Source organism: Coprococcus sp. AF102-57 (genome assembly GCF_027686195.1).
Taxonomy (GTDB): Bacteria; Bacillota; Clostridia; order Lachnospirales; family Lachnospiraceae; genus Allocoprococcus; species Allocoprococcus comes.
The window spans coordinates 58649-71651 of sequence record NZ_JAQCSY010000018.1; the positions used below are offsets into that span (position 1 = coordinate 58649).

13 protein-coding genes and 1 pseudogene are annotated in these 13003 nt (G+C 41.5%); all 14 read right to left on the reverse strand.

Annotated features, from left to right (window positions below; translation table 11 throughout):
- Positions 1-8: 8 nt before the first annotated feature.
- Complete coding sequence (locus tag PGZ10_RS11855) at positions 9-1070, reverse strand: DUF3991 domain-containing protein (protein ID WP_270541492.1); 1062 nt, start codon at positions 1068-1070, stop codon at positions 9-11.
- Entirely contained in the window at positions 1051-2175 is a 1125-nt protein-coding gene (locus tag PGZ10_RS11860) for a hypothetical protein (protein ID WP_117689841.1), read from the reverse strand. The genes PGZ10_RS11855 and PGZ10_RS11860 overlap by 20 nt, the downstream gene beginning before the upstream one ends.
- Positions 2172-2480 (reverse strand): hypothetical protein, encoded by a 309-nt coding sequence (locus PGZ10_RS11865; RefSeq protein ID WP_116441961.1) that lies wholly within the window; start codon positions 2478-2480, stop codon positions 2172-2174. The genes PGZ10_RS11860 and PGZ10_RS11865 overlap by 4 nt, the downstream gene beginning before the upstream one ends.
- Positions 2481-2556: 76 nt before the next feature.
- Positions 2557-7995: a SpaA isopeptide-forming pilin-related protein gene (locus PGZ10_RS11870; protein ID WP_158555583.1), complete on the reverse strand. Its 5439-nt coding sequence runs from the start codon at positions 7993-7995 to the stop codon at positions 2557-2559.
- Positions 7996-8125: 130 nt separating this feature from the next.
- On the reverse strand, positions 8126-8278 hold the full coding sequence (locus PGZ10_RS11875; protein WP_155512673.1) for a hypothetical protein: 153 nt from the start codon (positions 8276-8278) through the stop codon (positions 8126-8128).
- 13 nt (positions 8279-8291) lie between these two features.
- Positions 8292-8708 carry a hypothetical protein gene (locus PGZ10_RS11880; RefSeq protein WP_117688060.1) on the reverse strand — a complete coding sequence of 139 codons (417 nt, stop codon included), beginning with the start codon at positions 8706-8708 and terminating at the stop codon, positions 8292-8294.
- 16 nt (positions 8709-8724) lie between these two features.
- Complete coding sequence (locus PGZ10_RS11885; protein ID WP_117688059.1) at positions 8725-9651, reverse strand: ParM/StbA family protein; 927 nt, start codon at positions 9649-9651, stop codon at positions 8725-8727.
- Positions 9652-9684: 33 nt separating this feature from the next.
- On the reverse strand, positions 9685-10227 hold the full coding sequence (locus PGZ10_RS11890) for a hypothetical protein (protein ID WP_117689839.1): 543 nt from the start codon (positions 10225-10227) through the stop codon (positions 9685-9687).
- Positions 10224-10400 (reverse strand): annotated as a pseudogene (locus PGZ10_RS16850) (helix-turn-helix transcriptional regulator); the annotation flags it as partial. The gene PGZ10_RS11890 and the pseudogene PGZ10_RS16850, both read right to left, overlap by 4 nt.
- Before the next feature lie 33 nt (positions 10401-10433).
- Positions 10434-11549, reverse strand: a complete 1116-nt coding sequence (locus tag PGZ10_RS11900) for a DUF6017 domain-containing protein (protein WP_055056112.1) — start codon at positions 11547-11549, stop codon at positions 10434-10436.
- Between the two features lie 4 nt (positions 11550-11553).
- Positions 11554-11691 carry a hypothetical protein gene (locus PGZ10_RS11905; RefSeq protein WP_155512674.1) on the reverse strand — a complete coding sequence of 46 codons (138 nt, stop codon included), beginning with the start codon at positions 11689-11691 and terminating at the stop codon, positions 11554-11556.
- A 299-nt stretch (positions 11692-11990) separates the two neighbouring features.
- Positions 11991-12152 (reverse strand): hypothetical protein, encoded by a 162-nt coding sequence (locus tag PGZ10_RS11910; RefSeq protein WP_270541493.1) that lies wholly within the window; start codon positions 12150-12152, stop codon positions 11991-11993.
- Positions 12153-12199: 47 nt separating this feature from the next.
- Complete coding sequence (locus PGZ10_RS11915; protein WP_055247372.1) at positions 12200-12550, reverse strand: hypothetical protein; 351 nt, start codon at positions 12548-12550, stop codon at positions 12200-12202.
- A gap of 30 nt (positions 12551-12580) precedes the next feature.
- Positions 12581-12916, reverse strand: coding sequence for a DUF3784 domain-containing protein (locus PGZ10_RS11920; protein ID WP_117836062.1), 336 nt, complete (start codon positions 12914-12916; stop codon positions 12581-12583).
- Positions 12917-13003 lie beyond the last annotated feature (87 nt).

Consider the following 13003-nt stretch of genomic DNA (forward strand, 5'->3'; position numbering starts at 1 on the left):
ATACCCTCCTATCTTGCCTGTGCTATCTGGTATGATACTATGTTCCTGTGTCCTACCATTTTTTCTATCTTTTGTATGTTTGTCCCTTTTGTTTCAGTAAGAAGCGGCCTTTCCTTTTCTACCAGGCTGGAAAGCTCTTGGTTTTCCTTTTTATACTGCAAAAAAGCATTATAGTCTTTTCCCATAGGTGGAAGACGTACAAAAACCTCATACTCCATAAGGGTATATTTTCTTGCCAATTTTTTTGCCGCTTGTCTTCCCGGCAGGTCATTATCCAAACAGAACTGTATCTTCCTGATATGAGAATAATCTTTTAAGAACTTTTCCAAAGGACCATCGGAAAGCATTCCAAGTACCAGGATATTGTTCTGATAATCTTCCCGCAGTTCCATATCGGACATGGCATCAATGGCCGCCTCATATACATAGAGCATATCACTGTTTTGGTCTACCAGATTAACCCCATAAGTTTTGTCATTCCCCGTAACATCTCCTTTAAAGGGTTTTCCATATTTATCCAGGGTTCCCCTCTGGCTGGCAAAACGTGGGATACCTTCCGTATCTTTTCCCACAAAAACCAGGTTATGGTACGTTCCGCTCTCATACAAAATCCCCTTTTTTACCCAAAAATCAATCATCTGCTTTGACAGCTTCCGCTGTTTTATCAGATAGCCATATAACCGGCAGCTGGTTTCTGATTTTGAAGGAAGTACAAAAGGTTCTTTCGGTATGTCTTTTCTCTGTTTTGTTTCTTCTATTTTTTCAGCCTGTCTTTCCGGTTGAAATTTTTGCATGGTTTCAGTACGGATATATCCGGCAAACTCCAGCAGATATTTGACTGCCTCCACAAAATCCATGTTTCTGAAATATTCCAGAAAGTCAATGGTGCTGCCACCTACCCCCTGGCTAAACCGGCACCAGGAAGACCGGTTGAAGATCATCACAGAGTCCATACCCACTGCCTGATAGAACCTGCCTTTCCTTTTCAATGGAATCCCTATCTGCTCCGCCAAATCCACTAAATCCACTGCCTTTGCAATCTGAATTTCTTCAGCCGTAAATTTTCCCATACTGCACCTCTTCATATTTCATATCCAGATAATGTGCCATTTCCGGGTGCAGAGCTTCAAAAGCAGTCAGGTAGCGGAAACAGGAACTATACTCTCCCTGTCCGGTACAAAATTCCCGCAGGCTCTTTTTTGAATACTGGGCGGGCTGGTTACACCAACGACTTAGATTGATATACATTCCCTTATAAACCTCCGGCGCCCGTTCCCATGCGGCATAGCGCATCAAATAAGCCAGGCACTTATACCGCATCAAAATCTCAATCCGTATGAAAACGTCCCGAATATCCTTTGCCCAAAAATCTGCTTTCCAGGTTCCTTCCCAGTCATAGCCGCACAGTACATACAGCTTAATTTTCTGGTAAGAAACTGGGATCACTTCCCGCAAAAGTTCCAATTTTCTTACAATAAGTTCCTGATCTTTGATATGGTCAAAGGCAAAAATCATACCGTTATCCAATTTTCCAGATGCCAGAAGTTCCATCTGCCTTTTCTGCATAATCCTCAGATCCAGCCCCTGCCGGAATTGAAACCGCCTGCCTGTTTCCAGGACACTGGAAAAGATTTTTTCCCACCCTGCACAGGCAAAAAAGTTATCGTCCAAAAAGCATAACTTCTTTCTGGACGGGTCATAAAATTCTTCCAATGGGCTTGCTGGTGCTGCACCGGTGCTGTTTTTGTTTACACAGAAACTGCACTTCCGAAAACATCCCCTGGTGAGGAAATCAATGGAATACTCCGTATAAAATTGGAACTCTTTCTTCTTTTTCTCTCCTTCGCTATGTTCTTTTACCATCTGGTCATACAAATGATAGTCCGGTGTATGGTGTTCAATCGCTTCTGGAAGTACCGGTGCTTTATCGTAAAAAAATCCAGTCCCTCCATAAACGGTTGTTTCCCTCGTCAAAATATGTTCCGGCACAAAGGTATCCGTAAACACTTTTGATACATAGAGCCGGTCATATTCCCCTGCCTGGCTATAATCCAAAAGAAGCTCTGTTTCAAATCCCTGCTCCTTCCAATAAGCGGAAAGTTTCATACATGCCAAGTTAGGAAACCGGTGTCTTTTCCGGTATAAAAGATCTGCATCTATAATCCCTATCCTCAACGCCTGCTCCTTTCCATACGGGTAGTTCCGGTTTTCTTCTCCCCTTTGACTGCCTCTTTTCTTTCTTCCTTTTCCTTGCATTCTGCCGGGCAATATGATTTTCCATTTGCTTCCATGATTTCTGCAAATTCACAAATATGGAACACCCTTGCCCCTACCTGTGTGTGGTATTCATCAATATAGGTACAAACCCGTTCTTCCCTTTTTCCATCTGGATATACAATCTCTATGGAGTCCCCGTCTGCTATGCTGAACAGGGTATGATAATGGCTGTCAATAAACCGTATTCTTTTTTTCTCTTCCATGCTTCTCACCTCATATTGCCAAAGAAAGGACAGCCGCAGCCGCCCTTTCCCAAGTTTAAAAACTGATTTTTATTTTCTATGCCTTTTTATGTCTTTTTCTGTAATAAAGTAGGCCTGCTACCATACCTGCACTTACACCAAGAGCCAGCAAAGGCAGGAACCAGTTTGTATCATCACCCGTTTTTGGTCCTGGTTTTACGGTACCTGGTGTTTCTGGTATTTTTTTATTCTGGATCTCTTTTACCACTTCAATGACTGGTGTTTTATCATTCTGATAGGTAAATACGATTTCCCACTCTTCTTCCGTCTTCTCATATCCCTTTAAGGTGGCAGTTTCTTTCAGCACATAGGTGATCGGTTCTTTGAAAACACCATTTTCATAAGTTCCAATTGGAAGTAGTTCTGAAACTGCTTTTCCATCTTTTCCAGTCTTCAAACGTCCTACTTCTTTTCCGGTTTCCTTTTCCAGCAGAACAAATTCTACTCCCTCTAAAGCTGCTTTACTGTCTGTATCCGTTTTTACGATAACCAGTTGTCCCATAGCACGCTCATCTTCCATCTTCACTTTCTGAATTTCTCCCGTTTCTTCTACTGTAAACTCCACGTCATTGGCCACAATATATCCGTCAACTGCCGCCTCTTCGTGCAGGGTATAAGTGCCTACCGGAAGATACTCAATCAGGTGTTCTTCTCCTGTGGTCCAGGACTCTACCACTTCCCCGTCCTGATCCAGGATCTGCAGCTTCGCCCCTTCAATCTCCTTACCATCTGTAATATCTGTTTTAGAGATAGAAACCTTTGTATGGTCGTCCTCCATTTTCACTTTTTGTACGTCCCCTGTTTCTTCCACAACAAATTTCACATCTTCTGCCCGGACATATCCCTGTTCCGTAGGCGCCTGCTCTTCATGCAGTATATATTCCCCTGGTGCCAGTGCGTAGACTACATGAGCTTCTTTTTTTGACACCCACTCTTCTACCACTTTTCCTTCCTGATCCAGGATCTGCATTTTGGCCCCTTCAATTTCCTGTCCACCGGTTAAATCTACTTTCGTAAACTCCGTAATAGTAGGCTGATTAGAAATTTCTTCTGAAAAAGCGAGCAGTTCAAGGGTCTGGTCTGTATAAGACGCATCAAAGGAACACACCTCATCATTTGGCAGGTATCCCGGCTTATGCTCTACTTCCTGAATATAGTATTTTCCATGAGGAAGATCTGCCTGAAATACCAGCTTGCCCTCTTCATCTGTTGTTCCCAGTTCAATCAAGGCATCTTTTTCTACAACTACTTCCCCGGCAGCATTTTTGATATCCTCCTGCGCATACAGCCCGAATACCACTCCTTCCAGCGGTTTTCCGGTTTCTGCGTCTTTCTTCAGAAGACTCAGGGAAACTTTCTGTCGCTGATTGGTAAGTTCCATTGTTACATAATCCACTGCTACTTCCTGTCCCTTATATGCAATTTCAAATTCTTTTGCTTCCGGGTCAAGCACACAGTTCTGACCTGCCTTTTCTTCCACTACATAGTATTTTCCGATAGGAAGATTATTCAGGACTGCCTTTCCTTCTTTATCTGTTACCATACGGGCTACCAGGGCATCTTTTTCATATTTTACAATGCGGTTTCCTGCTTCGTCTTTCTGTCCGTCCGGGGTATAAATGGTTTTCTTTGCATGAATGGCAAATTCTGCACCTTCCATATTCCCTTCTTCATAGTCAAATTTATAACCTTTCTCTTTTTCCATGACTTCTTCCCCGGTGAAGAAACTGCTTACCTGATTTACGAAACCTACTACACCGTTTTTCATCTTCGTCAGGATCTTTTCTTCTACTTTAGAAGCACCAGAAAGTTTTTCTCCCTTTTTATGGATTGTAAGGCTTCCTACTGCTTCATCATTATACTGTTCAATGACAACAATAAATTTACCGGTTTCCTCTTCTACCTGGTGTACAGTATCAGAATTTACGGTAATAGTGATCGGCGCTTTCTTTGCCTCCTGGTATGTGCCTCCGTCTGCAACTTCATTCAGTGGAACTTCCTTTCCGTCTTTTAAGAGGGCATTTTCAAATCCTACCTGTACATAATTTTCCGGCGCTTCCACTTCTTCAATCCGGTAAGTGCCACATTTTAACTGCTCCGGTGTAATCAGGTATCCCTCTTCGTTGGTCCTGAACACAGATACCACTTCTTTTTTCGGATATCTTACGATCATTTCCACATATTTTTCTGCTTCCACATCATAAATCTTATAAGCTGCACTGTTATCCAGCACCGGCTTCTGCGTCTGGGCATCTTTTTTCACAATCTTGAAGTAATACTGCAAAGGACGGTCATCAAACACACGCCATACCTGGGGTTCCCGGCTGTCTTCTGAAATCTGTACGATAAATGGACGAATCCCTTTTAAATTTTCCGGAACTGTAGACTCAAACACCACATAGGTTCCATAAGGAAGTTCTGGACTCTTTAAATATCCTTTCTTATCTGTAAACAGCTCTGGTACCGTAATCTTTTTACCATTCTCCCAATAAGAAGCGGTTTCGTCTTTGCTGTAATCATAGGTGATAAAATCTTCCGGGGTATAATAAGAACCATTTCCCGGCTTCAAACTTCCATCTTTTACACCAGACAGCTCACTGATGAGGAATACCTTAAATCCAGCTCCTTCTACCAGTTCTGTTTCTGTCTGCTCCCCGTCTTCTGAGATCTTGATAAGCTGAAAGGCCTGTTTCTTTACAGTTTCCTTTACAGTTACTTCCCGGTGTACAATCTGTACCTCCTGTCCTTCATACGAAACCTCTACGGGATACTCTGTTTCATCTAACAGATACCCTTCTGCCGGCTCTATTTCTTTCACGAAATAATTTCCAAGATACAGGTTTTTGAAATCTACAGTTCCTTCACTGGAAATCGTACCCTGCGCTACAAGTTCCCCTTTTTTATGGACAATCCCATCTTTCTTATTGGGGTGTTCAATATCTTCTGCAGCATATAATCCGTATTTTGCCCCTACTAAGGTTGCATCACCCTGGGAAATAAATCCCTGGGAATCCTGATCAATCTTACTTACATGAACTTCTCCCCGTACTTCCTCATTTTTAAAATCATGAGAAAAAGTATATGTGTAGGTGCTGTCGTCTTTATATTCATAGAAGAAACGATACACCTCATCTGTCATATAATACTTATCCGGTGCCTGGATTTCTTTTACGCTGTAATGGAAATTCAAAGGAATATCCGCATGGAACACAGCCATTCCTTCCCTGTCGGAAACAGCACGTTCCACCAGGCTTCCCTTTTCTACAAGAACCTTTCCGTCTGCCGCTGTCAGGTCTTCTTCTGCATACAATCCAAACGTCGCACCCTCCAGGGTAACGTCATCATGTTTCGATTTTTTCACTACATTTACGGAAATCTCCGGTCTTGCATTGGTAAAAGTGGTTTCCCCCTGGGATAACTCTACATTCTGTCCTGCATAGGACAAGGTTACAAACTGGGTACGTTCCTGTTCTGTTTTTCCAATCACCAGATTTTCCGGTGCTTTCTGTTCTACAACCTTATATTTTCCAAGATACAATTCTTTGGAAACAGCACTTCCATCTTCCCCGGTTGTCAGACTTTCTACCAGATCCCCTGCTTTATGCACCTTCGTCACTTTATCCTGGCTGTAAATATCCTCTGCCGCATAAATGTTATATTCTGCCCCTGCAAAGTCCGCATTTCCATATACAAAAGTCAGGTTCCCCTCTTCTCCGGTTACTCCAGTCAGAACCTCACCTTTTTTACGGATTGTGATTTTTCCTTTCTGTTCCTCATTCGTCACTGCAACAGAAGTTGTTTTTCCTGTTTCCAGCTTCACATTAAAAGACTCTGTATTCAGCTTATATCCTTCTGGAACAGAAATTTCTTTTAAATATACCGTATCCTGGGTTTTCGGAAGCTCCACCTCAGAAGTACCGTTGCTGTCTGTGGCCGGCATCTGCACAAGAAGATTTTTACATGCACTGTCTGCATAAATACCAAAAACAGCGCCGGACAGATTTACTTTACTGTTCTTATCTTTTTTTGTTACCTTTACCCTTGCCAGATCCAGCCACCTCACCGTAAATTCCACAGAAGCACTTTCTTCTTCAAAAAATGCCCCATACCCAATGTCCTGAGAACCAGAACCCGTAGACAATACTAAAGTCTTCCACTGGGTTCCCATTTGTCCTTTCAGCTTACCGCTGTTCCATGTACCCGTTACAGTTTTGGGAGAGCTGAAATAGAATGTGGTATTTCCATTGATCTTTACGGTTCCTGTCTGTTTTATACTTCCACTGTGATAAGTCACATTCTCTGGCATTTTTAAAGTAATATAGTTTCTATGGTCACCTTTTAAAGTAAACTCCCCGGTACGCTGTTCCTTTCCACTTTCATAAGCCTTTGCTTCCTTTGGGGACAACGTGATTGCTGCTGTTGGAGGCGCTTCCAGGCTGTAAATATGCTGGATATATCCCCACACACCGCTTGCCTTAATATCTTCAAAAGTGCAGCCATAAAAACCGTCCATGCCACAATAAGAATAAGCGGCAGCTAAATGCGTAAAAATATACTTTGTCTTCCAGTCAAAAGAGGGCATATACTCCCCGGTAATGTCCCCAGGACCGCCATATCCATAATAAAGGACTTTCTGCAATTCCGGGTTGCTTTCAAATTCATTTGCTACATAATCCGAGGTCGGTGGGGAAGCCTTCATAGACTCCAGACAATATGCTACATGGCCATTTACAGTGAAATAGGAAGTAGAATAGTTCCCCACGTTAGAAGGGTATGGGATTTTTTCTCCCTGTACCAGATGTACATTGCTTCCTTTTTGCTGCTCCATTGCTGCCGGAACAACCGATAAGAACATTCCCTTATCCTCTTTTGGTGTCAGATCAATCAACTCTGCCCCTGCATCTGGCATTTCCGGTTCTTCCGTCAGTACCTCCGGTATCTCCGGGTCAGGGTCCGCCTCACCGTCCTCACCGGAGCCATCTTCGGTATGCTGGCTTACTTCTCCCTGGGGTTCCTGTGTGCTGTTTTCCCTTGCTTCTACCACAATTCTTCTCATAATCTGATAGGAAGGGTTTCCGCTTAACGGATCAACACAATAAAATGCCTGGTAAGAACCTGGGGTATTGAAATCAAAAGAATTGCCGGAGTCCCCTTCTGCTTTCAGAAACGTTACCTTTACTTTTTCATCATTTTTCTGAAAACCCCTGTAATCTGTTTCCAGGTCAAAGGGCTCTCCTGCTTTTATGGTAAGATCCTCTGCATACACCAGTTCTTCTTCTGTCAGTTGCTCCTTTACCTCTTCCAACTCCGGTAATGTTTCCGAAGCAGCCTCCTCCTGTTTTACTTCCTGTATCTGTGCATGTTCCTCAGACTGTTCAGAAGCCAGTGCGGTGATCCCTGTATTGAGTAACGTAGAACAACTAAGAAGAAGTGCCAGCGTCCCAGCCAGCAGCCTTTTCTTTTTTCCTTTCATCATAGCTTTGCTCCTTTTCATTTTTTCGTCAAAAAAAGCAGGCCACACAAGCCTGCTTTCCATTTTCTATCTTCTTTTTTCTATCATTTGTATACGGTCTGTCCCGTATCCAATGCACCTGTCAATCCCCTTTCTATTCCCTGCTCCCTGCATGGAACACTGCCAAAACAAGCTGCAGAACCAGCAGAAACAAACATATTACCAGTTTCCCTGTCAGATACAGCAGTTTCCCCACTGCAATGAAAATCCCTTTTACAACTTCCCATACACTTCTTCCTACTGCCATATCTTTTTCCTCCTTATTCTTCAAATGCCCCATAAAATTCCGCAAACCGTAAATCTTTTTCCATACAGGCTTCTTCCTTTTCCCTGTCCTCTGCTATCGCTCCACCGTCAGAAAGTTCTCCCTGAACTGCCTTTTCCAGCACACCTAGCTTCTCAAAGGCTTCTTCCTGTGCCATTGAAACCGCTTCTTTTACGATTTTACAAAATTGTTCTTTCTGGTTCTCCAGAAGGGTATTTAATAGTTTCATCTGCTGTACTTCTTCTTCCTGCTGTAGATACTTGGCAAAATAAACGATTGCTTCTGCTATAAAGTCGTCTTTTGTCTTGAAAATATCTTTGTTATACTCCTTCAGATACCGATAAGCCTGATGATGTACCGGTCTGCTTTTATACAGCCGCAGTGAAGTTGTATATACTTTTTCCGTATCCATAAGTTTTCACTTCCTATCATGCTGTCCGCATTTTCCTCTGTTTTGCCCGGATAATACTTTTCACTGCTTCTTCACAGCCCCTTGCATTGGCATGTATATCTGTTACAAACTGTACATCTTTTCCCTCATTGGCTCCAAAATGCTCCACAATGGAAGAACCGCCGCCCATAAACACCATTTTGGTCAGATCCAGATTATAATGGTTTGCCTGTATGATACCATAAATTTCCTCTGCGTAGGACTTCAAACAGTTTTTTATGACGTCCTGATACTGCTTCGGGCAGTCATAGCTTCCTGTCCTCATAAATGCTTCTGTAATATATGCCGGTACCCCTGCCCCTGTTTTGGCAATGGCTTCCTCATTGACTTTTCCGATACAGTACAAAGCTGCCTTATCTGAAATCGAATACTTCCCGTCCGGCATTCCGTCAACAAACTCTACCAGGTCGGTAGTTCCTCCACCAATATCTACTAAAAGGCAGTAACCGGGAACCGCTTCTAAAAGCGTATGGATCACCACATGCCCCTGCATAAAAACAAACACATTTTCCAACGACACATGATAATGTACCCCTTCATAACGGAAATGCAGTTCCTTTGTCTTTAACAGATATTTCTTGAAACTTTCTTTCTGCTGCTGAAATCTTCTGGGCGGCAGGGCAGCTCCCATTTTTACGGAAGCGTCTGTCAATCCCCGGAAACGCATTTCCTGCGCCAGTGCTGCAAGGGTAAGAAGATAATAATTTTCATTCTCTGTCTTATCCACACACTCCTTTTCCGGCACTTTCCCTCCCACATAATAAAACTGGTTCTGGTATTCCAAAATGTGCTCCAGGCTGTCCGGCCTTGCCTGCAAAGGCTGGATTGCTGCTGAGAATACCGTATTTGCAGTTTTCATGTTACGGTTTCCATGATCAATTCCAATAATCATTTTAGTTTCCACGTTCTTATCCTCCTGAAAGTTATAGTTTGTATTTTATCTTGTTCTCTTTGGTTCTTGACCTGTTTCTTTCTTTTCTTTGTCTATCACAGGAAGTTTTTCAAACAGTTCCCCCATCACAGCTTCCATTTCCTGAAACTTCATTTCATCTGGCATACACAGAAAAACAATCACTGCATCAGTCAGACGTTCCCCATTCTCTTTCCGGTAAAGTTCCGTATAGGAACCCCAACAACCGTCCTCACCCGCATAAAACTTTTTTGTCTTCTCATTTACTTTTATGAGGTATTCCTCGGTATCAACAAAAATTTTCCGAATGGATACTTTTTGTAGGTCGTATTTCATGCTGTCCATATAAACCGGAAGGTGTTCCTCTGGTGCAAAATAGACATACATTGTGCAATAGGTATCTCCCTCCGTCCCCATCTCCTGTAAGACAATCCCGGCTTCAAACATTTCCGGTGGAGCATAATCTACTACAAAATCCGAATCCTTACCCTGTGGAGATTTTTCAAAACGCCCTGAATCTCCAACCAGAAAATGTTTGGGGCACTGAATACGAAACCTTTCTTCCCTCATTCTGTATATTCCTCCATAATCTCACTAATATCTTTTTGAAATAACCGCTGAAGTCGGACAACTACATAGACATTGGGCTTTTGCTGTCCGTATTCAATCCTCTGATACGTCCGAAGACTGATACCCAAGACAGCCGCAAGTTCTATCTGTGTATATCCATGAGCTGTCCTGAATTTTCTTAATTTTGTTACTTTCTATCACGCTCCTTACGTCTGAGGGATAGCTTCCTGATAAGCAAACAGATTGGATATATAGCTGTTTGCTGTCAATGTGGCATTGTATAAAGCGGTAAGCAGCACTGCCCGGATATTATTGGCTTTCCTTGTACACTGCTTAATTGAGTCTATCACATACTCTACGGTAAACTTATCCAGCTTTTTATACATTCCCTGTACAATGCCAAGAGGTCGTTCTTCCTGATTTACCCTTATGGTCTTTGCATTGGACGTCAAAACATCTACTGCAAGCCCTACAATCTCATTGAGCAGTTTTCTGTCAAAAGGTCTGTCTATCCATATCGCATCATAATCAATCTGATCTTTGAACTGTTCTTCTGCTGCCTGATAGGATAAGATAGGATTATCTCTATACCCATTCCCTATTTCTGTTGTATTCTTTTGGGTACTTTCTGCTGTAGTCTTTGTAGTAATCTCTGTATTTGTCTGCCCGCTATCAGTCTGAGGTACCTCTTTGGGTATCCAGGGCTCTGTTTCCCTGTCGGGGTATGCTCCCTCTTTGAATGGTGACACCCTCTTCCTTTGGAAAGGGACAGCCCTCTCTTCTACAAAATGTATCTCTTCCTCTATGGCTGTATGGGAACTGATTTTCTCTGCTTTGGATTTCTCTCTTCTTTTTTCAAAGGAAACCGGATCTGCTCCTGTTTCTTCTGGATAAGTCAATTCTTTTAACCGGTCTACGATCAATTCCAGATACAGAACATTATTTACAACAATCCCATTCATGGAAATGGTTCTAAATACCCGTTTTACCACACCCAGCTTCTCTAAAAATACCACTGCATTTGTCGCTTCTTTTTTGGAAATCCCAAACTGTTCGCTGATCTGCTGGTAACTTCTCTGAAGAAGGTCTGACTTAAATTTCTTTCTTACCCCAATGACCTGTCCGGTTCCTTCATCTCTGATTTCTGTAGGCTTATACCAGTACACAATATCTGCCAGTATAATAATAGCTGTTAGATTTGGCTTTCCACTTTCTCTGATGATTGTCCGATACCACACCTGCGGAATGATATTTCCAGATATATTCAGTTTTGCATTTTCATCTACAATTTCATTTCCAGTGCTATAAATACCTCCATTCATACGTTTATTCCTCACTCCCCTGCTTCTTTTCTTTTTCAAATAAAGCACTTATTTCTTCATCTGCTCTTTTGCCTGCCACCAGACACGCATACAACGAAACGAGGAAAAAAATTATTCCAACAATCATAATCACCTTTATCATTGCTCTGTCCTCCCAAGAAAAAAAGGACTAAGCCAGCTAACAGAATCTTTTAACTAACCTAGTCCTTAACATATTTTTTTCAATATATTGTAACCGAATGGTTTTTCACAAACTTGACCGCCTGTGAGAATGGATATAATTTTGACAGGACCAGTAGCAATAGGTTTCTATCTTTAAGAGCCCCTGCCATTTGATTTTTACTATGAAAAATTCATTCCCGGTCTATGAATTTTCTACCTTTTATGGTATAATAGAAAAAAGACTAAATTGGCGTGAGCCCTTATTTTATAAGGAATCTGCTAACTTAGTCTTATTTTAACATAATCACCACTGCCGGATGGTCCCATAATAGCAACCATTTCTCCTTTCATAACTTGCAGATTCACATTCTGCAAAATCCGCATAGTTTCTCCTGCAGTTTTATAACTTTTTGAAATATGATTTGCATTTAATACATACATCGAAGTTCCTCCTGATAATAAATTTTAAATTTGATTATCAGAAGTATTTAATCATCCATCCGAACCGATAGACTGCAAAGGGTAACTCCCGGTCTGAAAGAAAACTCACCTTGTCCGAGGTCTTTAAAGCCATCATATACCCAGAGCACCATTATTTCTATTTCACCGAAACATATACACTCATAGAAATGCAAACATATACTTTCGCTTATATCGTTTTCACTATTTGACTTTTCCAAGCATTCCATCTGCTGTATGACTATACTTTCCAAATCCCCTTCTGCATAATATCCACTCCAGAGTCGGAAATTTAGCGACAAAAGTAAAATCAACATGATGGAACTTAAAACCATAATAGCAGCAATTCTCTGTTTTTTTACTGAAATCATATGAATCAAACCCTATACTTCTGCTTTATCATCTGGAATTTATTTTAATAAATATTTTTCAAATGCTTTGTGCGTGTCAAAGTGAACCTCTTTGAAAAATAAAACGAGCCAAATAATAAAAGCCGGAATAGCCATATATGGTGTTAAAAAATAAGACAACACTGCTCCTACTAACATTATGCCAGCCCATGTAAAACACTGATTTTTTATATCACGAGAAATATGAGCTTTATCATACAATGCCTTTTCTTCTTTCGGTAATGAATTAAATCCCGAAACAAATTTAGCCGCTTTTTCTTTAAATATTGCAAATAACACTCCTATAATCACAAATGGAATAACCAAAACTCCACATAGCCAAAACCCTATATTCATAGTATATTCCTCCTTCACAAATACCGATTGAGATTTCACCTGTTTTAAGAAATTTAATAACTGTTATATTTTGTTATTAAATTCTCC

Excerpts from the sequence above, each read along its gene's own strand:
- PGZ10_RS11865 (WP_116441961.1), bottom strand. The coding sequence starts at position 2,480 with ATGGAAGAGAAAAAAAGAATACGGTTTATTGACAGCCATTATCATACC.
- PGZ10_RS11875 (WP_155512673.1), bottom strand. The coding sequence starts at position 8,278 with ATGGCAGTAGGAAGAAGTGTATGGGAAGTTGTAAAAGGGATTTTCATT.
- PGZ10_RS11920 (WP_117836062.1), bottom strand. The coding sequence starts at position 12,916 with ATGAATATAGGGTTTTGGCTATGTGGAGTTTTGGTTATTCCATTTGTG.
- PGZ10_RS11890 (WP_117689839.1), bottom strand. The coding sequence starts at position 10,227 with ATGAGGGAAGAAAGGTTTCGTATTCAGTGCCCCAAACATTTTCTGGTT.
- PGZ10_RS11880 (WP_117688060.1), bottom strand. The coding sequence starts at position 8,708 with ATGGATACGGAAAAAGTATATACAACTTCACTGCGGCTGTATAAAAGC.
- PGZ10_RS11855 (WP_270541492.1), bottom strand. The coding sequence starts at position 1,070 with ATGGGAAAATTTACGGCTGAAGAAATTCAGATTGCAAAGGCAGTGGAT.
- PGZ10_RS11870 (WP_158555583.1), bottom strand. The coding sequence starts at position 7,995 with ATGATGAAAGGAAAAAAGAAAAGGCTGCTGGCTGGGACGCTGGCACTT.
- PGZ10_RS11905 (WP_155512674.1), bottom strand. The coding sequence starts at position 11,691 with ATGATAAAGGTGATTATGATTGTTGGAATAATTTTTTTCCTCGTTTCG.
- PGZ10_RS11910 (WP_270541493.1), bottom strand. The coding sequence starts at position 12,152 with ATGTATGTATTAAATGCAAATCATATTTCAAAAAGTTATAAAACTGCA.
- PGZ10_RS11900 (WP_055056112.1), bottom strand. The coding sequence starts at position 11,549 with ATGAATGGAGGTATTTATAGCACTGGAAATGAAATTGTAGATGAAAAT.